Annotated in this window: 14 protein-coding genes, 2 tRNA genes and 1 other RNA gene; 12 read left to right on the top strand and 5 right to left on the bottom strand. The window is 66.5% G+C overall.

Going from position 1 to position 23,012, the window contains the following annotated elements:
* Positions 1-3: 3 nt before the first annotated feature.
* Positions 4-80, top strand: a tRNA-Asp gene (locus ACX9OT_RS15135).
* 182 nt (positions 81-262) lie between these two features.
* The gene (locus tag ACX9OT_RS15130; protein WP_100437402.1) at positions 263-2,218 is read left to right on the top strand and encodes a peptidyl-prolyl cis-trans isomerase; all 1,956 of its coding nucleotides are present in this window, start codon (positions 263-265) and stop codon (positions 2,216-2,218) included.
* Positions 2,219-2,408: 190 nt separating this feature from the next.
* On the opposite strand, the gene ACX9OT_RS15125 is transcribed toward ACX9OT_RS15130, so the two are convergent.
* Both ACX9OT_RS15125 and gloB read right to left on the bottom strand, forming a co-directional pair.
* A complete protein-coding gene (locus ACX9OT_RS15125) occupies positions 2,409-3,608 on the bottom strand; it encodes a lytic transglycosylase domain-containing protein (protein WP_032129323.1) in 1,200 nt (399 codons plus the stop codon).
* On the bottom strand, positions 3,605-4,369 hold the full coding sequence (gloB, locus tag ACX9OT_RS15120; protein WP_032129324.1) for a hydroxyacylglutathione hydrolase: 765 nt from the start codon (positions 4,367-4,369) through the stop codon (positions 3,605-3,607). Before gloB ends, ACX9OT_RS15125 begins: the two co-directional genes overlap by 4 nt.
* 11 nt (positions 4,370-4,380) lie before the next feature.
* Between gloB and ACX9OT_RS15115 the strand changes: the two genes are divergently transcribed.
* The 3 genes from ACX9OT_RS15115 to dnaQ are packed head-to-tail and all read left to right on the top strand — an operon-like array spanning position 4,381 to position 6,227.
* Positions 4,381-5,025, top strand: a complete 645-nt coding sequence (locus ACX9OT_RS15115; protein ID WP_459002771.1) for a methyltransferase domain-containing protein — start codon at positions 4,381-4,383, stop codon at positions 5,023-5,025.
* Positions 5,026-5,038: 13 nt separating this feature from the next.
* Positions 5,039-5,491: a ribonuclease HI gene (rnhA, locus tag ACX9OT_RS15110; protein WP_032129326.1), complete on the top strand. Its 453-nt coding sequence runs from the start codon at positions 5,039-5,041 to the stop codon at positions 5,489-5,491.
* 4 nt (positions 5,492-5,495) lie between these two features.
* Positions 5,496-6,227 (top strand): DNA polymerase III subunit epsilon, encoded by a 732-nt coding sequence (gene dnaQ / locus ACX9OT_RS15105; protein ID WP_010483873.1) that lies wholly within the window; start codon positions 5,496-5,498, stop codon positions 6,225-6,227.
* A gap of 67 nt (positions 6,228-6,294) precedes the next feature.
* On the opposite strand, the gene ACX9OT_RS15100 is transcribed toward dnaQ, so the two are convergent.
* Positions 6,295-6,999, bottom strand: coding sequence for a PP2C family protein-serine/threonine phosphatase (locus tag ACX9OT_RS15100; protein WP_032129328.1), 705 nt, complete (start codon positions 6,997-6,999; stop codon positions 6,295-6,297).
* Positions 7,000-7,163: 164 nt separating this feature from the next.
* Here ACX9OT_RS15100 and ACX9OT_RS15095 point away from each other — a divergent pair.
* Together ACX9OT_RS15095 and ACX9OT_RS15090 are read left to right on the top strand one after the other, a co-directional pair.
* Positions 7,164-7,254, top strand: a tRNA-Ser gene (locus tag ACX9OT_RS15095).
* A gap of 278 nt (positions 7,255-7,532) precedes the next feature.
* Complete coding sequence (locus ACX9OT_RS15090; protein WP_046982834.1) at positions 7,533-7,937, top strand: DUF6165 family protein; 405 nt, start codon at positions 7,533-7,535, stop codon at positions 7,935-7,937.
* Between the two features lie 18 nt (positions 7,938-7,955).
* On the opposite strand, the gene ACX9OT_RS15085 is transcribed toward ACX9OT_RS15090, so the two are convergent.
* On the bottom strand, positions 7,956-9,002 hold the full coding sequence (locus tag ACX9OT_RS15085) for a glycosyltransferase family 9 protein (protein ID WP_049400633.1): 1,047 nt from the start codon (positions 9,000-9,002) through the stop codon (positions 7,956-7,958).
* Between the two features lie 20 nt (positions 9,003-9,022).
* On the opposite strand from ACX9OT_RS15085, the gene ACX9OT_RS15080 reads away from it, so the two are divergent.
* The 3 genes from ACX9OT_RS15080 to ACX9OT_RS15070 are packed head-to-tail and all read left to right on the top strand — an operon-like array spanning position 9,023 to position 10,925.
* The gene (locus tag ACX9OT_RS15080; protein ID WP_049400634.1) at positions 9,023-9,772 is read left to right on the top strand and encodes a 3-deoxy-D-manno-octulosonic acid kinase; all 750 of its coding nucleotides are present in this window, start codon (positions 9,023-9,025) and stop codon (positions 9,770-9,772) included.
* The gene (locus ACX9OT_RS15075; RefSeq protein WP_049400635.1) at positions 9,772-10,539 is read left to right on the top strand and encodes an MBL fold metallo-hydrolase; all 768 of its coding nucleotides are present in this window, start codon (positions 9,772-9,774) and stop codon (positions 10,537-10,539) included. Before ACX9OT_RS15080 ends, ACX9OT_RS15075 begins: the two co-directional genes overlap by 1 nt.
* The gene (locus tag ACX9OT_RS15070) at positions 10,536-10,925 is read left to right on the top strand and encodes a nuclear transport factor 2 family protein (RefSeq protein ID WP_459002766.1); all 390 of its coding nucleotides are present in this window, start codon (positions 10,536-10,538) and stop codon (positions 10,923-10,925) included. The genes ACX9OT_RS15075 and ACX9OT_RS15070 overlap by 4 nt, the downstream gene beginning before the upstream one ends.
* A 78-nt stretch (positions 10,926-11,003) precedes the next feature.
* On the opposite strand, the gene ffs is transcribed toward ACX9OT_RS15070, so the two are convergent.
* Positions 11,004-11,100: signal recognition particle sRNA small type (ffs, locus tag ACX9OT_RS15065), an RNA gene on the bottom strand.
* Positions 11,101-11,400: 300 nt separating this feature from the next.
* On the opposite strand from ffs, the gene ACX9OT_RS15060 reads away from it, so the two are divergent.
* Positions 11,401-11,718 (top strand): DMT family transporter, encoded by a 318-nt coding sequence (locus ACX9OT_RS15060; RefSeq protein ID WP_010483859.1) that lies wholly within the window; start codon positions 11,401-11,403, stop codon positions 11,716-11,718.
* Between the two features lie 357 nt (positions 11,719-12,075).
* Positions 12,076-22,956 (top strand): autotransporter-associated beta strand repeat-containing protein, encoded by a 10,881-nt coding sequence (locus tag ACX9OT_RS15055; protein WP_459002764.1) that lies wholly within the window; start codon positions 12,076-12,078, stop codon positions 22,954-22,956.
* The last annotated feature ends 56 nt before the right edge of the window (positions 22,957-23,012 follow it).

Here is a 23,012-nt window from a genome sequence, read left to right as displayed (position 1 = left end):
CGCGGAGCGGTAGTTCAGCTGGTTAGAATGCTGGCCTGTCACGCCGGAGGTCGCGGGTTCGAGTCCCGTCCGCTCCGCCAACTTTAAAAGCCCTCGGCGCAAGCCGGGGGCTTTTTCTTTGTGCCCTGCGGCAGGCCTGCCGAGGTGCTGACGGCACAGGTCCGCGGAGATCGGCGCAGGCCGCGCCGGCGCTGCTTTTGGTCCCTGCGACGAAGCGGGTTACACTGCCGGGCTCGCCAATCAGGCCTTGTGATTCCTCACCATGCTGCAGAAACTCCGCGACAAGACCTCAGGCTGGATCGTCACCGTGATCCTGGGGCTGCTGATGATTCCGTTCCTGTTCGTGATCGACAACAGCTACCTGGGTGGCGTTGGCGCACAGAACGTGGCCAAGGTTTCCGCGCCTCCGACCTGGTGGCGTTCGGCACCGTCGTGGTGGCCGGTGCGCATGCTGTGGCAGCACCACGAGATCAGCGCGCAGGATTTCCGCACCCGCTTCGAGCAGGAGCGCATGCGTGAGCGCCAGCAGCAGGGCGAGAACTTCGACCCGCGCGCGTTCGAAAGCACTGAAAACAAGATGGCCGTGCTCGATCAGCTGATCGACGAGCAGGTCGTGCGCCTGGTGGGCGAGCAGGCCGGTGTTGTGATCGGCGATGGCGCGGTGCGCGAGTACATCGCCACCATCCCGGCCTTCCTCGATTCGAACGGCAAGTTCAACGAGAACAACTACCGCCTGGCTCTGGCCGGTGGCAATCCGCCGCGTACCCCCACGCAGTTCCAGGAGCTGGTGCGCGAGAGCCTGCAGCAGTCGGTGATCCCGTCGGGCCTGCAGAATTCGGGCTTCGTCACCCAGGCCGAGACCGAGCGCCTGCTGAAGCTGCTGGGTGAGACCCGCGACGTCGAACTGGCCGCGCTGCCGGAGGTTCCGGCCGATACCGCGCCGGTCACCGATGAGCAGATCAAGCAGTGGTACGACAGCCACGGCAAGGATTTCCGCCAGGCCGAAAGCGTGTCGCTGGAATACGTCGAGATCAATGGCGCCAACCTGCCGGCACCGACCGCGGCCGACGAAGCGACCCTGCGCAAGCGCTATGAGGACGAGAAGGCGAAGTTCACTTCGCCGGAACAGCGCCAGGCCGCGCACATCCTGATCACCGGTGACGGTGCCGAAGCCAAGGCGAACAAGATCGCCACCGAAGCCAAGGCGGCGGGTGCCGACTTCGCTGCACTGGCCAAGGCCAATTCGGAAGACCCGGGTTCGAAGGACCAGGGCGGTGATCTGGGCTGGGTCGAGCGTGGCGCGATGGTCAAGCCGTTCGAAGACGCCCTGTTCGCCGCCAAGGCGGGTGACGTGATCGGCCCGGTCAAGACCGACTTCGGCTACCACGTCATCAAGGTCGCCGCGGTGCGTGGCGGCGAAGGCAAGTCGTTCGAGGAAGTGCGTGACACGCTGGCCGCCGAGCAGCTGAAGGCCGACGGCGAGCGCGGCTTCAACGAGCTGGCCGGCCACCTGGTCGATGCCATCAACAAGAGCCCGAGTGATCTGGCTGCTGCGGCCAAGGAAGTGAACCTGCCGCTGCAGACCCTGGGCCCGATCACCCGTGCCACCGCCAGCGGTATTGCCACTGATCCGGCCGTGCTGCGCGCCGCCTTCTCCGAAGTGCTGGTGCAGGATGGTACTGCCAGCGACCCGATCGCCCTGGGCGGTGCCACCAACCACAGCGTGGTCATCCGCGTTGCCGCGCATACCCCGGAACAGGCAACGCCGCTGGACAAGGCGCGTGAACAGGTGATCGCCGCGATCCGCGCCGACCGCCAGCGCCAGGCCAGCGACAAGGCCGCCGACGCCGTGCTGGCCAAGCTGAAGGCGGGCGCCACCCTGCAGTCGCTGGCCGCCAGCGAGAAGCTGCAGCTGAGCCCGATGCCGGGCCTGCCGCGCAGCCAGCCGGTGCCGACCCCGGAAATCAACCGCGCGATCTTCAGTGCGCCGGTGCCGGCGGAAGGCAAGCCGAGCTACGGCAAGGTCGACGTCAACGGCCACGCGCTGCTGTTCGCCGTGAACAAGGTCAACCCGGGCGACATCAAGGAAGTGACCGCCGAGCAGCAGAAGCAGCTCAAGGATCAGCTGAGCCAGATCGACGGCATGGCCGCAGCCAAGGCCTACGTCGAGGCGATGCGCAGGAAGTTCGTGATCCAGACCACCGAAGAGAACCTGTAAGCCTCGCGGCGGGGCAGGATCGAAGAAGGCCCGGCAATGCCGGGCCTTTTTTTATGCCTTCGCGTCGTCTGTGGCGCGCTTGAGCTTTGGTAGTGGTCGAGCTTGCTCGACCGCCTTTTGTAGAGTCGTGCAGATGCAGTCGAGCATCGCTCGACTCTACAAAGAGCAGATACAGCGGGGTTGGAGCGCGTCAGTCCTCGACGCGCAGCACTGCGCCGGGCTTCAGCACGCTGCTGCCACTCAGGCCGTTCAGCGACAGCAGGGCCTTTACCGGCATGCCGTAGCGGCGGGCGATGGTCCAGGCCGACTCGCCATCACGCACGGTGTGGCGGCGGCTGCGCGGGCGGTCGGCGATCGCGGCCACGGTCTTGGCCACCTGCGGCGTCGGCGTGGTCGTGGCAACCGGTGCGGTGCTGGCCACCAGCGTGGTCGCGGCTTCCGTCACCGTCGCATTGGCGGCCGAGACCGGGGCCAGGACCCGAGTGGTTCCGGAGGCGCGGTTGCCGGCGGCCAGGGCCGGGTTGAGGCGGGCGATCCTGGCGGGGTCCAGGGCGCGCTGTGCGGCCCACTGCTGGACGCTGGTGCCGGCCGGCAGGGTGTGGTCCTTCAACACCGGCACGGTGCGGTCCAGCGAGGCCATCACGCGAGGCTGGTCCTCCACGTCTTCCAGCACGCAGGCCAGGGCATGCAGCTTCTCGACATAGGCATGGGTAACCGGCGACAGCCCCGGCAGGGCTGCCGGCTTGGCATTCTGCGCGTTCATGCCGGCCTTGCGCATGGACTGCAGCACCCGGTACTCGCCGGCGTTGTAGGCCATGGTGGCCAGTCGCCAGTCGCCGCCGAACATGCCGTGCAGGGTTTTCAGGTAGCGCACCGCGGCCTGGGTGGAATCAACCGCCGACAGGCGGCCGTCGTAGCCGTTGGCCATGGGTACGCGGTGGTTGCGCGCCGTGGTGGCGATGAACTGCCACAGGCCGGTCGGGCCGCTGCCGTTGCGGGCATTGGGCCGATAGCCGCTTTCCACGAATGGGATCAGCGCGAATTCGGTGGGCAGGTTCGCCTTGCGCAGCTCTTCGACCACATAGCCGAACAGCACCAGCGCATCGTCATCCTGGTTGGCCAGGCGCGAGGGGGCGTGGGCGAACTGCTTCTGCCAGCGCGGGCTGGTAGCCTCGGCATCGCAGCTGGGCTCGGCCAGGCCGTCGCGGAAGCTGGTGAAGATCTCCTGGCCATTGCGCACCGAGGGCGCAGGCAGCGCGGACGGATCCAGCGGCAGCGCCGCAGCGGCGGTCAGGTTCTGGCTGATGCCGGCGCCCAGCGACTGTGCGCCCGCGGTTCCGGCCAGCCCCAGGGCAAGGCCCAGGGCCAGCGGCAGACTTCGGCGCATCATGCGCGGAAGCCGTCTTTCCAGTGCCGGAGACCGGCCATCACGTCGACGTCGTCCACGACGTCACGGCCCAGGTGTGCCGACACCGACGCACGGATCGGTGCAGCGTGCACACGCAGGAAGGGATTGCAGTCGAATTCGTTGGCCAGGGTTACCGGCAGGGTGGAACGGTCATCGCGGCGCATGGCCAAAGCCTCCTCTTGGCGCTGCCACAAGGCAGCGTTGGCGGGGTCGACATGCCGCGCGAAGACGGCATTTGACACGGTGTACTCATGAGCGCAACAAAGCAGCAGTTGCGCGGGCAGGGCACCCAGCTTGCGCATCGACGCCAGCAGCTGGGACGGCGTACCTTCGAACAGGCGTCCACAGCCCAGGCTGAACAACGAATCTCCGCTGAAAAGATGTTCAGCAGTGTGAAACGCGATGTGGCTGCGGGTATGCCCGGGCACGGATAGTACGTGGAACGTCCGGCCCAGTGCCTGAACGCGTTCACCTTCGCCGACCCGCTCGGTGGCCGTGGGAATGCGTTCCTCGACCGGCGCGATGACCCGTACGCCGGGGAAACGCGCCTGCAATGCCGGCACGCCACCGATGTGGTCGTCGTGGTGATGGGTGAGCAGGATCGTGTCCACGCGCAGGCCCTGATCGGCCAGCGCGAGCACTGGCGCGGCATCGCCGGGGTCAACGACCACGGCAGCGCCCTCGTTGTCGATCAGCGTCCAGATGTAGTTATCCGCAAATGCGGGCAGGGCAGTCAGTCGCATAGAATTGGACCATGCCCGCGCTGCAGAGCACCCGTCAAGCGAGCCAGACCCCGTGGTTCAACAGCGAACCGGCGGAGGCCTTGCGTGTGCTGGAGCGGCAATTGCTGCTGCCGCAGCTGTCGGTGCTGCCGGCGCAGCCCTGGCTGTGGATCGCACCAAGTGCGGCCTGGCTGGACGATGCACAGCTGGGCGGACGCGGTCTGCGCCTGTTCCGGCAGGGGCAGGGCTATGCCGGCGACACCCGTTGTGCGCTGCCGCTGCCGCTGGCCAATGAAAGCGTCAATGCGATCGTGCTGCAGCATGTCACCGCGGCCGACGCTGATCGGCTGCTCGACGAGTGCGAGCGCGTACTGATGCCGGGCGGCCATCTGTGGCTGAGCAGCCTCAATCCGTTCAGTCCGTATCGCACGCGATGGCGCCAGCATGGACTGGTGGTGCGCACGCCGCAGCGGATCCGCCTGCTGCTCGGCCGTCATGGGCTGGAATGCGACGATATGCGTTACCTGGGCCCGCTCTGGCGCGGTGCGGGCAGCCGTCGTCCCGGAGGTTGGGCACCGCTGCGCGCGGCCTGCCTGTTCCATGCGGAAAAACGTACGCTGGCCCTGCCTGGGCCGAAACCGCTGCCGGTGCGCTGGCACGGCACCGTAGCTACCTGATTCTGGAGTTGTATTGAAAACCATCGAAATCCACACCGACGGTTCCTGCCTTGGCAATCCCGGCCCCGGCGGCTGGGCTGCGCTGCTGCGCTACAAGGGCCACGAGCGCGAACTGAGCGGTGGCGAGGCGCACACCACCAACAACCGGATGGAGCTGATGGCGGCCATTTCCGGGCTGGAGTCGCTGACCGAGCCGTGCAACATCGTGCTCTATACCGATTCGCAGTATGTGCGGCAGGGTCTGACCCAGTGGATGCCGGGCTGGATCCGCAAGAACTGGAAGACGGCTGGCGGCGATCCGGTAAAGAACCGCGAGCTGTGGGAGCGCCTGCAGGCGGCCACGCTGCGGCATCAGATCGACTGGCGCTGGGTGAAGGGTCACTCCGGCGACCCGGACAATGAGCGGGTGGATACGCTGGCCCGCAACGCGGCGATCCAGATCCGCGACGCCAGCCCGGTAAACTGAGCCCATGCGTCAGATCATCCTCGATACCGAAACCACCGGCCTGGAGTGGAAGAAGGGCAACCGCATCGTCGAAATCGGCTGCGTGGAGCTGTTCAAGCGCCGCCCGACCGGCAACAACTATCACCAGTACATCAAGCCGGACTGCGAGTTCGAACAGGGCGCGCAGGAAGTCACCGGCCTGACCCTGGAGTTCCTCGATGACAAGCCGGACTTCGCGCAGATCGCCGACGAGTTCCTGGCCTTCATCGATGGCGCCGAGCTGATCATCCACAACGCGGCGTTCGACCTCGGCTTCCTCGACAACGAGTTGTCGCTGCTGGGGCCGCAGTACGGGAAGATCACCGACCGCTGCACCGTGATCGATACCCTGGTGATGGCGCGCGAGCGCTTCCCGGGCCAGCGCAATTCGCTGGATGCGCTGTGCAAGCGGCTGGGCGTGGACAACTCGCACCGTGCGCTGCATGGCGGCCTGCTCGATGCGCAGATCCTGGGCGACGTCTATATAGCGCTGACCTCGGGCCAGGAAGAAATCGGCTTCGGTCTGGGCGATGACGATGGCGGTGGTGCCGGTGCGGCGCTGCAGGCCTTCGATACCAGCAAGCTGCTGCCGCGCCCGCGCGTGGTGGCCACGCCGTCGGAGCTGGAAGCGCATGCGGCGCGACTGGAGCGGCTGCGCAAGAAGGCTGGCCACGCGCTGTGGGATGGCCCGAAGGTGGAAGAGCCCGCCAGCGCGTAATGCCTGGTGGGGTAGTGCCGGCCGCTGGCCGGCAGCGCCGCATCCACGCATGGCGTGGATCTACCGGTTAGTGGCAGCGCACCAGGATCACGCTGATGTTGTCGCGGCCGCCGCCATCGAGCGCGGCGGCGACCAGCGTGTCCACGCATTCCTGTGCGCTGGCATCCTCGAAGGCGAGGGTGCGCGCGATGCTGCGGTCGTCCACTTCCTCGGTCAGGCCGTCACTGCACAGCAACAGCTGCATGCCCGGGCGCAGTTCGCCGCTGGTGGTGGCCACGTTCAGATGCGCCGGATCGGTCACGCCCAGCGCCTGGGTGACCACGTTGCGGTGCGGATGCGCACGCGCCTGTTCGGCGGTCAGGTTGCCCTGCGCGACCAGCTCCTGCACCACGCTGTGGTCCTGGCTGAGCTGGGCCAGCTGTCCGTCGCGCCACAGGTAGGCACGGCTGTCGCCGACCCACGCCACTTCATAGCGGTTGCCCTGTACCCGTGCGGCGACCACGGTAGTGCCCATCGGCAACGTGTCGTTGCGCCGGCGCGAGGCGCGGATGATCTCTTCGTCGGCTGTGCGGATGGCCTGCGCCAGCGGTGCGCCGCGGCGGATCTCGCGCACGATGGTCTCGCGCGCCAGCGCGCTGGCCACTTCACCGCAGGCGTGCCCGCCCATGCCATCGGCCACCAGCCACAGGGCCAGCTCACTGTCACCGTAGTAGGTGTCCTCGTTGAGCTCGCGGCGCATGCCGGGGTGGGTGAGGTGTCCGAATTCGATCATGGGCGCTGGGGCGGGGTGTTGCTGGGGAGACAGGCATCATCGGGTGGCTGCGCGCATCCGGCAAGGCATGCGCTCAGGAAATTTTCACTTCGTTGGCCGGAATGACTTGTCGTCGGCCTCACTTCCTCGTATGATGCGCGTCCCCGGTCCGCCGGGGACCACCCGGAGAGGTGGCAGAGTGGTTGAATGTACCTGACTCGAAATCAGGCAGGCGTTTATAGCGCCTCGGGGGTTCGAATCCCCCCCTCTCCGCCAGATTAAAGAAAAAGGGCTGCCTTTCGGCAGCCCTTTTTCTTTAATCTGGCGCGGGACGCGCCGCGCTCAGCGCGTCGCCCCACATGTTGCTGCGCAACCTGTGGGCCCCTCCCTTTGCCTGCCTCTCCCCGCCCCTGTCGGGGCAGGTGCATCAGTAGATCCACGCCATGCGTGGATGCTGTTCCTGCTGGCAGGCTCATCCACGCATGGCGTGGATCTGCCCATTCCATCGCGAGCTGCGGGTTAAACTGCCTGCATCACCTGTTGGAGCTTTCCCCATGACCGCTGAAATCCTCGTCCCCGTTTCTTTCGGCGAGCTGCTGGACAAGATCTCGATCCTGCAGATCAAGTCCGAGCGCATCAGTGACGAGGGCAAGCTGGCCAATGTGCGCAAAGAACTGTCGGCGCTGGAGCAGACCTGGATGGCACACCCGGCGGCGGTGAAGGACATCGCCAAGCTGCGTGCCGAGCTGAAGGCGGTCAACGAGCAGCTGTGGGACATCGAGGACGACATCCGCCTGAAAGAGAAGGCGCAGGCGTTCGACCAGGGTTTCATCGACCTGGCGCGCAGCGTCTACCTGCGCAATGACGAACGCGCGCGCATCAAGAAGGCGATCAACCTGGCGCTGGGTTCGGCGTACGTGGAAGAGAAGTCCTACCAGGATTACGCGCAGCGCGCGTAATCCGGGGCAGCCTGCTGCTCACCCCAGGTGGTCGGCGACGTAGCGTTCGAACGCAGCGATACCGTCTTCCACGGTGATCAGTTCCATCACATCGTCGAACTCGATCTTGGTGCCCCACTTCAGATCCGAGGCCTGCTTGGCCAGGTACTTGCGCGCGGCATCGTCGTAGCGGTCCACGCAGTAGCGGCGGTCGGAATAGGGACCGCTGCGGTTCGGGTTGCTGGCTGCATGCAGGCCCAGTACCTTGGCGCCCATCGCGTTGGCGATGTGCATCGGGCCCGAGTCCGGGGTCATCACCAGATTGGCGCGGGCAAGCAGCGCCGGCAGCTGCTTCAAGGTGTCCTTGCCGACCAGGTCAAGCGCCGGTGTGTGCAGCTGCGCCTGGATGGCATCGGCCATGCTGCGCTCCAGTTCGCTGCGGCCTCCGCACAGCACCACCTGCCAACCGCGCTGTGCGGCGTGGTTGGCCACGGCGGCGTAGCGGTCTGCATACCAGTTGCGGCGCACGTGGCTGGAACAGGGCGAGATCATCAACACCGGGCGGCCATCGTCCTGCCATTGCGCGGCAGCCCACTCATACGCGGACTGTGGCACCGCCAGGTCCCAGCTGACCTCGGTCTGGCGCAGGCCAAGGGGTTCACAGAAACTGCCGATGGCATCCAGCACATGGATGCCGGGGCGGTCGGGGATGCGTTCGTTGATGAAGAGACCATGCAGGTCCTTCGAGCGGCTGCGGTCATAGCCGATGCGACGCTCTGCGGGAATGAAGGCCGACAGCAGGTTGGCGCGGAACGCCACCTGCATCTGCAACAGCGCTTCGAAGCGCCCCGGCGGCAGCTGCCTGCGCAGTTCCTTGACCCCGGCCATGCCGCTCTTCTTGTCGTAGGCGTGGAAGGTGACACCGGGCAGGCCGTCGAGCAACTTGTGGCCGGCCTTGTCGATGATCCAGTGGATCGGCGTATCCGGGCGCGCAGCCTGCAGGGTGCGCACCAGGGGCACCACGTGGGTGACATCGCCAAGTGCGGACAGGCGCAGGAGGCACAAGGAGGAGGACGCTGATGCCATGTGTTGTTAGACTCAATGAAATGGTCGCATTCGACGCCAATGAAGCGCTGACGCCATGCCGCGAGGGTCGCGGCATCGGGGCCATTCTGTTCGACCGCGAGCGGCTGCGGCAAGCCGAGATCGGCCTGTTCTCGCCCCAGCACTGGGGCAGCAGGGCTCGGCCGGTGGGCGAGGGCGGTCGTGGCAGCGCCTGGTTCGTCGATGCGCCGTTCGGCGCCAGCGTGCTGCGCCACTACCTGCGCGGTGGCCTGGCGGCGAAGATCAGCCATGACCAGTACCTCTGGCGCGGCGCGGACCGGACGCGCAGCTTCGCCGAATTCCGGCTGATGCGCGCGCTGCGCGAGAAAAAGCTGCCGGTGCCCCGGCCACTGGCGGCGTTCTACATGCGCGAGGGCCTGCGCTACCGGGCTGCGATCCTGATGGAGCGGATCGAGGGTGTCCGTTCGCTGGCCGACCGCGCGCTGGTCGCGGGGCGGGGCGCACCGTGGGAGGAGACCGGGCGGCTGATCGCCCGCTTCCATCGTGCCGGCCTGGACCATGCCGACCTCAATGCGCACAACATCCTGTTCGACGGCAACGGCCACGGCTGGTTGATCGACTTCGACCGCGGGGTGATCCGCATCCCGGCGACCGCCTGGCGCGAACGCAATCTCAAGCGCCTGCTGCGCTCGCTGATCAAGCTGCGCGGCGAGCGCAGCATGGAAGACGTGCAGAAGGATTACGCGCGGCTGCGCCGCGCCTATGACATGGCCTGGAACCGGGGCACCTGATGGACTGGTCGTTGCGTTTCCTCGGCGTCGGCAATGCGTCGGCGGTCGAGCTGGGGTCGCCGATGTCGGTGATCGAACGGGACGGTCGGCCGTGGCTGACCATCGACTGTGGCGGCGAAGGCCTGACCGCGTTCAAGGCGCACTACGGCCACATGCCGCAGGCGCTGTTCGTCACCCATGTGCACCTGGACCACGTGGCCGGCTTCGAGCGCCTGTTCGTGGACACCTTCTTCAATGCGCACCGGCGCGGCAAGGTGCGCCTGTACGTGCCCGCCACGGTGGTGCCGCTGCTGCACAAGCGCATCGGTGATTATCCGAACGTGCTGGCCGAGGGCGGTGCCAACTTCTGGGATGCGTTCCAGCTGATCGTGGTGGGCGATGCGTTCTGGCACGAGGGCGTGCGCCTGGAAGTGTTCCCGGTGCGCCACCACTGGCCGGAGACGGCCTATGGCCTGCGCCTGCAGGGCGCGCTGACCTGGAGCGGCGATACCCGGCCGATTCCGGAGATGCTGGCCCGCTTCGCCAACGACAATGAACTGATCGCGCACGACTGCGGCCTGCACGGCAACCCGTCGCATACTGGCGTGGACGACCTGGAGCGCGAGTACAGCGCCGAACTGCAGGCGCGGATGATGCTCTACCACTATGCGAGCGCGGCCGACGGCCAAGCGCTGGCCGCGCGGGGGCACCGTGTGGCGCAGCCGGGGCAGTGCGTGCCGCTGGCCAACCCCACTGCAGCGCACGTGCTGGTGCAGGATCCGCCGTGAGCGGTGCTGGCCAGCCCGCCGACGCGGCGCTGGCTGCCGAGCTGGAGGCGCTGGAACGCGCGCTGCATGCGCCGCAGGTGCGGGCCGATCGCGAGCAACTGGCGGCACTTCTGGACGAGGATTTCAGCGAGATCGGCAGTTCCGGGCAATGCTACGGCCGTGTTGCGGCGTTGCAGGAGATCCCGCTGGAGCACGCGCAGGTGCTGATCGAATCGGAACAGTACGCGGTGTGGCTGTTGGCCGAGGATCTGGCCCAGGTGCGCTACCGCAGCCGCTATCACGTTGATGGCCAGGCCCAGGGCTGGGTGTTGCGCAGTTCGCTGTGGCGACGGCATGCGCAGGAATGGAGGGTGGTGTTTCACCAGGGCACGCCCGCGGCGGGGTAGTGGTGGGCGATGCCCGGTGAAGGGCGCCAGCCAAGGCTGGCAGCTACCAGAAGTGGGGCCACGCCCGAAAAGGCGATGGCCCCGCCGGCTGACCTCGGCGCCCGCGTCGATCGATACCGTTGCTGCCTTCCGGCCCTGGCGGGATTTTCGACCTAGCGTCGCGAGGGGCCGACGGGGCCACCATAGAGACGTTGGCCGCCCAGTGGGCGGCCGGTTCACGGATCAGGGGAAGCAGCGCGCGATGCGCCGGAGACCACAGCCGGACTGCACATCGGCTGGCCGATGGCAGACGGCAACTATAGCGCAGGCAGGTACATCGACGCCAGCTTCGTGCACTGAATCGGCTGTAACCCGCGTCTGCCGGCAACGCCCCGCGCCGACCGGCGTTGCTAGAATGCCGGCCAGGAGGAACGACCTCCCCCACATCGGGAATCAATGACCAGGACGGCCTGGCCCTACCAAGAGGAGGGCTGTCATGGCCTGGATCTATCTGTTGTTCGCCGGCCTGCTGGAAATCGTCTGGGCCGTGTCCATGAAGCAGTCCGAAGGCTTCACCAAGCTCACCCCAACCGTGGTCACCATCATCGGCATGATCGCCAGCTTCTGGCTGCTGGCGGTGGCCATGCGCAGCCTGCCGCTGGGCACCGCCTACACGATCTGGACCGGCATCGGCGCGGTCGGTGCGTTCGTGGTCGGCATCGTCTTCCTCGGTGAGCAGGTCAGCCCGATGCGGATCGGTGCGGCGGTGCTGATCGTTTCCGGCCTGGTGCTGATGAAACTCTCGAGCAGCTGAATGCATTTAGTTGGGCGGAGAAAGGAATCTCCGCCTGCTGCAGGTATATGCATTTTCGGCAAAACCATTTTGTCCGCCCGTTTTATTTGACGTGCGTCATGAAAATAACGAGCGTGATTCACATGCCGCTGGCGCCATCGGCCGCACAGTGCCGCCATTCGTCATGCGAAATCGGGGAGTTTTCGCCTTGACGGACACGTTGACCTGCCTTTTTCAGGTGCGGTCGCGTGAAGATGTGAAGATTTTCAGAAGTTAATGAAGCCAGGCCTTGTTCCCGTGTCGGGAGCCGGGGTGGGCCGCATTGTCTTCAAAAAACCTGCCTGCAGTGCCATCCGGTCTTTTCATGGAGATTTACCGATGAACCGCATTTACCGTCTGGTTTTCAATCGTGCCCTCGGCGTAATGCAGGTTGCTTCGGAGGTCGCCCAGAATCCCGGCGGAAGCGCGGTCTGCGCAGGGCGGGTGCCGCGATTGAGGGCGCACCAGTTGGCGGTGGCATTGGCTGCCACGCTGGCCAGTGGTTCGGTATTCGCGGCGTGCACTGGCACCACGACCGTCAACTGCGACAGCTCCACCAACATCAACAACTACGTCAACCCGACCAGCGGCCTGACGTTGAACATCGCCAATGGCGCGGTGTTCAGCGTGCCTCTGCTGTTGGGCGGCAATGCGGTGACGTTGAGCGGCAGCAACACCACGGTCAACAACGCCGGCACGATCGATCCGTTCCTGACCGGTGGTCTCAGCCTGGCCGCGGCCGGCCTGGTGGTCGGCAACAACACCGCCGGTGGCAGCGCGATCACGGTCAACAACCAGACTGGCGGCCAGATCAAGGGCATCTTCAACATCGGCACTTTGCTGGGTTTCGGCGGCCAGGCGGTCACCGCGCAGAATGCCGCAGGTGGGACCACCACGCTGGTCAATGATGGTTCGATTGGAATGTCGCTGCTGGGGATAGGGCAGCTTGCGGATGCGACGTCGGTGGTGACCTATGGCGGAGCACAGGCCAACGTGACCAACCGTGGCAGCATCACCGGTCGTGTCGGCCTGGGTGCTTCGACAGGCAATACGTTCACCAATTCGGGCACGATCTCGGGCAGTGTGCATCTGGGTGATTCCACCGGCGGCAATACTTTCACTGCCGTGGCAGGGTCCACCGTGGTTACCGGTGGCGGTAGCGCACCTGCAGGCCTGCTCGCCGGCGTAACCGGGGTCAAGGTCGCAGCGGCGGGCTCGGTTGATGCAGGCATCGGCACCGGTGCCGCCAACAACACCCTGGTGCTGCAGGACAACGCGGGTAACAACGGGCCTGCGTCGAGCATCGGCTGGACCAACTACATCGGCTTCCAGAAGCTCACCGTCAACAGCGGCACCTGGAACCTGCAGGGGCCGTGGTCGGGCACGGGCGCGATCACCCTCGGTGGCGGCGTGGTGAACTTCAACAACAACGCCGCATTCGGTTCCGGCCTGTTTACCGTCACTGGCGGCTCGATCGCGGCCAGTGGTGCAGGCCTGTCGCTGGGCAACAATTTCACCCTCAATGGCGGGTTGAACCTGGGCGGTGCCCAAGGCTTCGGTTTGAGTGGCGTGCTATCCGGTACCGGTGGGCTGACGGTCAACAACACCGGCATCGTCACCCTGGGCGGTGCGAACCTGTTCAGCGGTGGCGTCAACCTCAATGCTGGCGGCCTGGTGCTCGGCAATGCCGGTGCGCTCGGCAGCGGCAGTCTGACCGTCGGTGGCAACGCTTCGCTGGATACCTCGGCCAACTTCAATCTGGGCAACAACCTCGTCATCAACGGTGGCGGCACGCTCAACCTGCTGGGCAGCAACGCGCTGGGCCTGAATGGTTCGATCTCCGGCGCTGGCAACCTGATCAAGGCGGGTCCGGGTACCCTCACCTTGAATGGTGCCAACCTGCTTACGGGCTCCTTCGCGGTCACCGGTGGTGCGCTGGCATTGGGCGCCGGTGGCAGCCTGTCGCCGACAAGTGCGATGTCGCTGAGCGCAGGTACCAACCTCGATCTCTCGGTTGCGGCCAGCCAGACCATCGGCTCACTCGCCGGATCCGGTGCGCTCAACCTTGGCGCGCGCAGCCTCACGTTGGGTGGCCTGAACACCAGCACGAGCTTCTCCGGCGTCATCGGCGGTGTCGGCGGCGCGCTGGTCAAGGTCGGTACGGGTACCCAGACCCTGTCGGGCGCCAATACCTTCACAGGTGGCGTCACGCTCAACGGCGGTGGCCTGCTGCTGGGCAATGCAGGCGCGCTGGGTACTGGAACACTTAGTGTTGGCGGCAACGTGTCTCTCGATGGCACCGGGGCGCTCGCTCTCGCCAACGCGGTCAATCTGGGCGCGGGCAGCATTCTCAATCTGTCCGGCAACCAGGCATTGACCTTCAATGGCGTGATCGGTGGCTCCGGCAGCCTGGTCAAGAACGGCGCGGCCACCCTGACCCTCAACAACGCCAACACGTTTGGTGGAGGGCTGTCGCTCATGGCTGGAGGACTGGTGCTCGGCAACGGCGGTGCGCTGGGAACTGGCGCATTGAATGTCGGTGGCGCGGTGACGCTTGATGCCAGCTCGGCACTGACCGTGGGCAACGGCATCAACCTGGGGGTGGGTGGTTCGCTCAACGTGCTGGGCTCCAACGCGCTGACGCTGGGCGGCGTGATCGGTGGTACCGGCAGCCTGGTCAAGAACGGCGCCTCCACGCTCACGCTGGGTGGGGCCAACGCATTCACCGGCGGTCTGAACGTAAACGCAGGAAAGGTGGCACTGGCCAGTGGCGGCAGTCTGGCGGCCACCGGGGCGGTGAGCCTGGCGGGGGCCGGCGCCGAACTGGACATCTCGCTCGGCGGCAACCAGACCATCGGTGCGCTGTCCGGTGCGGCAGGCAGCATCCTCTCGCTGGGCGGCAGCACGCTCACCTTCGGTGATGCCACCAACCAGGCATTCGGCGGCGTGATCGGCGGTACCGGTGGCCTGGTCAAGCAGGGAACGGGCACGCAGACGTTCAGCGGCGCCAATACCTTCAGTGGTGGCCTGAACCTGGCGGCCGGTGGCCTGTTGCTGGGCAACGGCAGTGCACTCGGTACCGGCGCGTTGACGGTCAGCGGCAATGGCTCGCTCGACGCAACCGCAGCACTGAATCTGGGCAATGCCATCAACCTTGGCGCGGTGCTGACGCTGCCGGGCAGCCAGAACCTCACCCTGGGCGGCAACATCACCGGCACCGGCAGCCTGACCAAGAACGGTGCCTCGCTGCTGACCTTGAACGGCACCAATGCATTCAGCGGCGGCCTGAACCTCAATGCCGGCAGCCTGCTGCTGGGCAACAGCGGTGCACTCGGGACGGGCGCATTGAGCGTGGGTGGCAATGCATCGCTCGATGGCAGCACGGCGTTGAACCTGGTCAACAATGTCACTCTGGGCAGTGGGGCCGTGTTGTCGCTGCCGGGTTCGCAGGCGATCACGCTTGGCGGGGTGGTTTCCGGAGCCGGTGGCCTGGTCAAGAACGGCGCCAGCACGCTCACGCTCAACGGCGCCAACAACTTCGCCGGTGGGCTGACGCTCAACGGCGGTGGCCTGATGCTGGGCAACGCTGGCGCACTGGGAACCGGGCTGCTTGCCGTGGGCGCGAACGCGACCCTGGGCAGTACGGTGGCATTGAACCTGGGCAATGCCATCGATCTCGATGCCGGTGCGCAGCTGAGCCTGACCAGCAATGAGAATGTTGCTCTGGGCGGACTGATCACCGGCACCGGTGGCCTGATCAAGACCGGCACTGGCGTGCTGTCGTTGAACAACAGCAACACCTTCAGTGGTGGTCTGACGCTGAATGCGGGCGGTCTGTCGGTCGGCGCCAACGGTGCGTTGGGTACCGGTGCACTGAACATCGGCGGCAATGTTTCTCTGGATGCGAGTGCCCCGGTTTCGCTGGTCAATGCAGTGAACCTGGGCGCCAATACGCTGACCCTGCCGGGCAGCAGCAATCTCACTCTGAGCGGTGTGGTGAGTGGTACCGGTGGCCTGATCAAGGACGGCGCCTCGACGCTGACCTTGTCCGGTGCCAATACCTTCCTCGGTGGCGCCACGGTCAACGCAGGTACGCTGGCACTCGGCGCGGGTGGCAGTCTTGCCGCCATCGGTGCGGTGGACCTCGCCGGTGCCGGCGCGACGCTGGACATCTCCGCAGCGGGTGCCGGGCAGACCATTGGCGCGTTGAACGGCGTGGCAGGCGGCCATGTGGCATTGGGCACGCAGACCCTTACTTTCGGTGGCGCCAGCAATGGCAGCTTTGCCGGCGTCATCGATGGCAGCGGTGGGCTGATCAAGGTCGGTGCTGGCGTGCAGACGCTGTCCGGTGCCAATACCTTCAGTGGCGGTGTCGCGCTTGATGCCGGTGGCCTGATCCTCGGGAATTCGGGGGCGCTGGGCACGGGCACGCTGGGCATCGGCGGCAACGTCAGCCTGGACGGAACGACGGCACTGAACCTGGCCAACGCCGTGAACTTCGGTGGGGGTACGCAGCTGACGCTGGGCGGCAGCAGCGATCTCACCCTTGCAGGCGTGGTGGCCGGCAGCGGCAGCCTGATCAAGAACGGTGCAGGCCTGCTGACGCTCAACAACACCAATACCTTCGGTGGCGGCCTGACCTTGAACGGTGGTGGCCTGGTGGTCGGCGCGAACGGCGCACTCGGTTCCGGCACGCTGGCGGTGAATGCCAGCACCACGCTGGATGCGGGTGCTGCAGCGACGCTCGGCAATGCGGTCACGCTGGGCTCGGGTGTCGCACTGACATTGCCGGGTAGCAATGCGCTGACGCTGTCGGGTGTGATCGATGGCAACGGCAGCCTGATCAAGAACGGTGCCACCACGCTGACGCTGTCCGGTGCCAACACCTATACCGGCGGTACCACCATCAACGCCGGTACGCTGGCACTGGGAACCGGTGGCAGCCTTGCCGCGGCGGGTGATGTCATGCTGGGCGCAGGCGCTGGCTTCGATATCTCCGGTGCCGGCAGCAGCCAGACCATCGGCGCGCTCAACGGTGCGGGCGGAAGCACGCTGGCGCTGGGCGGAAACTCATTGACGTTCGGAACCGCCAGCAACGCTGCGTTCGATGGCGTGATCAGTGGCGGCGGCGGCCTGGTGAAAGTGGGTGCAGGCGTGCAGACGTTGTCCGGTGCCAACACGTTTGGCGGCGGCGTGACGCTCAACGCAGGCGGGCTGGTGCTCGGCAATGACGTGGCGCTGGGCTCTGGCGCGCTCACCGTCGGCGGGGCCGCCACGCTGGACACCACCGGCCTGGCAGCACTGACCAACAACATCGCGCTTAACGCAGGCCTGACCGTACTGGGCACCAATGCGCTGACGCTCAACGGGGTGATTTCCGGTACCGGCAGCCTGACCAAGGATGGTGGCGCAACGCTGACCTTGAACGGTATCAACTCCTATACCGGTGGTACCAACATCAACGCCGGCACACTGGCGCTGGGTGCCGGTGCCAGCCTGGCGGCGAGCGGTACCGTGAACCTCGCCACCGGCGCGACGCTGGATCTGTCGGCCGGCAGTGGCACGCAGGTGTTCGGCACCCTGGTCGGCAACGGTACGGTCAACCTGGGCGCCAATTCGATCGAAGTCGGCGGGGCGACCAATGGCACCTTCAGTGGCTCGATCGCAGGTACGGGTAGCCTGACCAAGGTCGGTGCGGGCATCGAGACGTTGACCGGTGCCAACACCTACACCGGCGGCACCTTCATCAATGCCGGCACACTGGCGATCGGTCCGGGCGGCAGCCTGGCGGCCACCGGTGCAGTGACACTTACCGCAGCGGGAACCGGCTTCGACATCTCGACGTCCGGTGCCAGCCAGACCATTGGTTCGTTGGCCGGGGTGACCGGCTCCACGGTCACTCTGGGCGCGCAGTCGCTGATCCTCGGCGGCAACGGCAACAGCGTGTTCGACGGCGCGATTTCCGGCACCGGTGGCCTGGTCAAGAACGGCACCGGCATCCTCACGCTGGGCGGCGCCAACCTGTTCAACGGCGGCCTGGCGCTCAACGGCGGTGGCCTGGTGGTCGGCAACAGCGCCGCGCTTGGCAGCGGTGCGCTGACGGTGGGGGCCAGCGCTACGCTGGATGCTTCGACCGCGGCCAACCTGGCCAACAACATCACGCTGGCATCAGGTGCCAACCTCAACCTGCTGGGCAGCAATGCACTGACCCTGGGCGGCATGGTTTCCGGTACCGGTGGGCTGATCAAGAATGGTGCGGCCACCGTGACCCTGACCGGTGCGAACACCTACACCGGAGGCACCACCATCAACAGCGGCACGCTGGCGATCGGCGCCGGCGGCAGCCTGGCGTCGACCGGCGCGGTGAACCTGGCAGGTACCGGTACCCTCGATATCTCTGCGGGCAACCAGAGCATCGGTTCGCTGGCCGGCGTGGCCGGCAGCACGGTGGCACTCGGTGGCAGCGCGCTGACCCTGGGTGGCACGGTAGACAGCACGTTCAACGGTGCGATCACCGGCAATGGTGGCCTCGTCAAGAACGGCGCAGGCGTGCAGACCCTCAACGGCGCCAGCACCTTCAGTGGCGGTGTAACGCTCAATGCCGGTGGCCTGGTGGTCGGCAACAATGCTGCGCTGGGCACCGGGGCGGTAACGGTGGGTGGCAACGGTACGCTCGATTCGAACACTGCGGTGACGTTGGCCAACAATTTCGTCCTCAACGCCGGGCTGACCGTGCTCGGCAGCAACAACCTCACCCTCAACGGCAGCCTGAGTGGCACCGGCTCGCTGACCAAGGAGGGCGCCGCAACGCTGACCTTGAACGGTGCCAATACCTATACCGGTGGCACCTTCATCAATGCCGGTACGTTGGCCTTGGGTGCCGGCGCGAGCCTGCATGCCAGTGGCATCGTCAACCTGGCCAGTGGTGCGACCTTCGATCTGTCGGCGGGCAGCGGCACGCAGCAGTTCGGTACCCTGATCGGCAACGGCACGGTGAACCTGGGCGGCAACACCTTGACCATTGGTGGTCCCGTCAATGGCACGTTCAGTGGTTCGGTGGGGGGTACCGGTGGGCTGATCAAGGAAGGCACCGGCACCCAGACCCTGACCGGTGCCAATACCTTCACTGGTGGCACCACCATCAATGCGGGCACGCTGGCGATTGGCGCCGGAGGAAGTCTGGCAGCGAATGGCGCGGTGACACTGGCCAACGCCGGAACAGCGTTCGATATTTCTGCCGGTGGTGCGCAGAGCATCGGATCACTGGCGGGTGTTACCGGCAGTACGGTTGCGCTCGGCGGCAGCACACTGACCCTCAATGGCGTAGGAAACACGACCTTCGCTGGTGACATTACCGGTACCGGTGGCCTGGTGAAGAATGGTGCAGGCATCCAGGGCCTGACCGGCAGCAATACCTTCAGCGGTGGCGTGGCACTCAACGCCGGTGGCCTTGCCTTGGGTAACAACAATGCACTGGGAACCGGCACGCTGACCGTGGGCGGCAATGCCAGCCTGGACGGCACCAGCGCGCTGACGCTGGCCAATACCGTGCAGCTGGCCAGCGGCACGCTGACCCTTGCCGGCAGCAACGCGCTGACCTTGAACGGCCCGATCAGCGGCGCTGGCGGCCTGCTCAAGGATGGCGCAGCAACGGTCACCCTGGGCGGTGCCAGCACCTACACCGGTAACACCACCATCAACAGCGGCACGCTGGCGGTGGCGGCCGGTGGCAGCCTGTCGGGTGCGAGCACGGTGAACCTGGCCGGTGCCGGTACGCTGGACATCAGTGCCGGTGGCAACCAGAGCATCGGAGGCCTGGCCGGCGTAACCGGATCCAGCGTGGTGCTGGGCGGTGCGACCCTGACCACCGGCGGCAACAACGGCAGCACCACCTTCGGCGGTGTGCTCAGTGGCACCGGTGGCCTGGTGCAGAGCGGCACCGGCACGCTGACCCTGAGCGGCGACAACGTCTATACCGGTGGCACCACCATCAACGGTGGCAGCACGCTGCAGCTCGGCAACGGTGGCAGCTCCGGTTCGGTGCTGGGCGACATCACCAACAACGGCAGCCTGGTCTACAACCTGGGCAGCACCGCAACCGTGGGCGGTGTGGTCAGCGGTAGCGGTGGCCTGACCCAGGCTGGCAGCGGAACGCTGGTGCTGACCGGCAACAACACCTATACCGGCGGTACCACCATCAATGCCGGCGGCACGTTGCAGGTGGGCAACGGTGGTGCGACCGGCGCGATCGTCGGCGACATCACCAACAACGGCGCGCTGGTGTCCAACGTGGCGGGCAACACCACGCTGGGCGGCACCATCAGCGGCAGCGGTGGCCTGACCCAGGCCGGCGCTGGCACGCTGACTCTGACCGGCAACAACACCTATACCGGCGGCACCACCATCAATGCCGGTGGCACGCTGCAGGTCGGCAATGGCGGTGCGACCGGTGCGATCACCGGTAATGTCGCCAACAACGGCAGCCTGGTGTTCGACGTGGCGGGCAACACCACGGTCGGCGGCGCGATCAGTGGCAGTGGTGGCCTGACCCAGGCCGGTGCCGGCGTGCTGACGCTGGTCGGCAACAACACCTACACCGGCGGCACCATCATCACTGCCGGTGGCACGCTGCAGGTGGGCAATGGTGGAGCGACCGGTTCGATCGCTGGCGACATCACCAACAATGGTTCGCTGATCTCCAACGTCGCGGGCAACACCCTGCTGGGCGGCACCATCAGTGGTACGGGTGGCCTGACCCAGGCGGGCAGTGGCTCGCTGGTGCTGACCGGCACCAACACCTACACCGGCGGTACCACCATCAATGCCGGCGGCACGCTGCAGCTGGGCAATGGTGGTGCGACCGGCTCGATCGTCGGCGACATCACCAACAACGGCACGCTTGTGTCCAACGTCGCGGGCAACACCACGCTGGGCGGCACCATCAGCGGCAGCGGTGGCCTGACCCAGGCCGGCAGTGGCACGCTGACCGTGACCGGCAACAACACCTACACCGGCCCGACCACCATCACTGCCGGTGGCACCCTGCAGGTGGGCAATGGCGGCGCGACCGGTGCGATTGGCGGCAGCGTCACCAACAACGGCAGCCTGATCTTCAACGTGGGTGGCAACACCACCGTCGGCGGCGCCATCAGCGGCAGCGGTGGCCTGACCCAGGCCGGCAGCGGCACGCTGATCCTGGGCGGCAACAACACCTACACCGGCGGCACCACCATCAACACCGGCGGCACGCTGCAGGTCGGCAACGGCGGCGCGAGCGGATCGATTGCCGGCAACGTCAGCAACAACGGCAGCCTGGTGTTCAACGTCGGTGGCAATACCACCGTTGGCGGCACCATCAGCGGCAGCGGTGGCCTGACCCAGGCCGGCGCTGGCACCATCACCCTGACCGGCAACAACACCTACACCGGCGGCACCACCATCAACGCCGGTGGCACGGTGCAGGTTGGCAATGGCGGCGCCAGTGGCTCGATCACCGGCAACATCACCAACAACGGTGGGCTGATCATCAACACCGGTGGCAGCACCACGCTGGGCGGCAGCATCAGCGGTGACGGCAGCATCGTGCAGGCCGGTCCGGGGGGCCTGAACCTTGGCGGCAACAGCGGTGGTTTCAGCGGCACCGGCCAGGTCACCGGCGGTGGCCTGAATGTCACCGGCAACATCGGCGGCCAGTGGACCATCGGCAGCGGTACCACGCTGTCCGGCACCGGCACCATCGGGGGTACCGGTGGTGGCGTGACGGTATCCAGTGGCGGCGTGCTGTCGCCGGGTAATGGCCCAGGCAATGGCAGCGGTGCGGGCAATGGCACCGGCACGATCACGGTGGGTGGCAACCTGACCTTGTCGCCGGGCAGCACGCTGGGCATCGATCTGGGTGCCACCGGCAGCGACACGGTGCAGGTGGGTGGCAGTGCCAACGTGGGTGGCAGCAGCGTGCAGGTGAATACCATCTCGCCGAGCACCAGCTACCAGCAGGGCCAGCAGTACACCGTGGTCAATGCGGGCGGTGGCGTGAGCGGGCAGTTCGCTTCGGCGAAGACGCCGTCGGCCTTCCTGACCATCACCCCGGTCTACACGGCGAACACGGCCAATCTGCAGATCGATGTGGCGCAGACCGCAGCCTTCACCACGGCGGCGAAGACGCGCAACCAGTACAACACCGCCGCAGCGCTGGACAGCCTGCCGCAGAGTGGTCCGGCGCTGGGCCTGTACAACACGCTGCTGATGTATGACGCGGGTACCGCGCGCGCGGCCTTCGACCAGCTGTCCGGTGAAGTGCATGCGGCCAGCCGTGCGGTGCTGTTGTACGACAATTACCTGGAAGAGGGTATCCGCCAGCGTCTGGGCAGTGAGCTGCCGACCGTGCGCGGTGAGCGTGCCTCGGCCTGGCTGGCCGGCAGCGGCAAGGTGTTCAGGCAGGATGGTGATGGCAACGGCGACGACATCCGCTCCAACCGCAATGCGCTGATGGCCGGCGTGGACTGGCAGCTGGGCGAGCACGTGGTGCTGGGTGCAGCGGCCGGCAACGAACGGCTGGATACGCGCCTGTACGATCGCAGCTCGCGCGCCCGCCTGCGTGGCAACACCTTCGGCCTGTATGCGCAGGGTCAATGGAACAACGGCTTTGCGGTCGGTGGCAGCGTGTCGCGCGGCGACTACCGCACGCGCACCACGCGTGAGGTGCCGCTGCTGGGCCAGACCCTGTACAGCCGCCAGGACTCGGATGTGACCATCGCCCAGGTGGAAGGCAGCTGGACCTGGACCCACGGCAGGACCCAGCTGCAGCCGTATGTGCAGTTCACCAAGCACTGGGTCGACAGTGATCGCGCGGTGGAGCAGGGCGGCACTGCTGCGCTGGAGCTGGAAGGCGGCAAGGACACGCTCAATGTCAGCACCGTGGGTGTGCGGGGCCGCTGGGACGTGGGCAGCGGCGAGCGCTTCCCGGCACAGCTGACGGTCGGCCTCGGCTGGCAGCATGCTTCGGGTGACACCGACGTGGCCAGCCGCAACCGCTTCGCGGTCGGCGGCAATGCGTTCGATGTGTACAGCGCGGTGATGGCACGCAACGCGCTGGTCAGCCAGCTGGGCGTGGCGGTTGGGCTCGGCCGCAACAGCCAGCTGTCGATGTTCGTGCAGGGCCAGCACGGCGACGGTCGCCGCGACGTCGGCGGGCAGATCAACCTGCGAGTGGGCTTCTGAGGGGAGCGGGCCAGCGGTAGAACCACGGCGGGCGTGGATGGGACCGGGGCGGGAGC

The organism is Stenotrophomonas genospecies 3 (assembly GCF_054473855.1).
This window is presented reverse-complemented; position numbering and strand designations above follow the sequence as displayed.

What these genes read in the sequence shown, in the direction of transcription:
- ACX9OT_RS15075 (WP_049400635.1), top strand. Translation starts at nt 9,772, where the DNA reads ATGGACTGGTCGTTGCGTTTCCTCGGCGTCGGCAATGCGTCGGCGGTC.
- ACX9OT_RS15090 (WP_046982834.1), top strand. Translation starts at nt 7,533, where the DNA reads ATGACCGCTGAAATCCTCGTCCCCGTTTCTTTCGGCGAGCTGCTGGAC.
- ACX9OT_RS15130 (WP_100437402.1), top strand. Translation starts at nt 263, where the DNA reads ATGCTGCAGAAACTCCGCGACAAGACCTCAGGCTGGATCGTCACCGTG.
- ACX9OT_RS15080 (WP_049400634.1), top strand. Translation starts at nt 9,023, where the DNA reads ATGGTCGCATTCGACGCCAATGAAGCGCTGACGCCATGCCGCGAGGGT.
- ACX9OT_RS15100 (WP_032129328.1), bottom strand. Translation starts at nt 6,999, where the DNA reads ATGATCGAATTCGGACACCTCACCCACCCCGGCATGCGCCGCGAGCTC.
- ACX9OT_RS15115 (WP_459002771.1), top strand. Translation starts at nt 4,381, where the DNA reads ATGCCCGCGCTGCAGAGCACCCGTCAAGCGAGCCAGACCCCGTGGTTC.
- dnaQ (WP_010483873.1), top strand. Translation starts at nt 5,496, where the DNA reads ATGCGTCAGATCATCCTCGATACCGAAACCACCGGCCTGGAGTGGAAG.
- gloB (WP_032129324.1), bottom strand. Translation starts at nt 4,369, where the DNA reads ATGCGACTGACTGCCCTGCCCGCATTTGCGGATAACTACATCTGGACG.
- ACX9OT_RS15055 (WP_459002764.1), top strand. Translation starts at nt 12,076, where the DNA reads ATGAACCGCATTTACCGTCTGGTTTTCAATCGTGCCCTCGGCGTAATG.
- ACX9OT_RS15125 (WP_032129323.1), bottom strand. Translation starts at nt 3,608, where the DNA reads ATGATGCGCCGAAGTCTGCCGCTGGCCCTGGGCCTTGCCCTGGGGCTG.
- ACX9OT_RS15085 (WP_049400633.1), bottom strand. Translation starts at nt 9,002, where the DNA reads ATGGCATCAGCGTCCTCCTCCTTGTGCCTCCTGCGCCTGTCCGCACTT.
- ACX9OT_RS15060 (WP_010483859.1), top strand. Translation starts at nt 11,401, where the DNA reads ATGGCCTGGATCTATCTGTTGTTCGCCGGCCTGCTGGAAATCGTCTGG.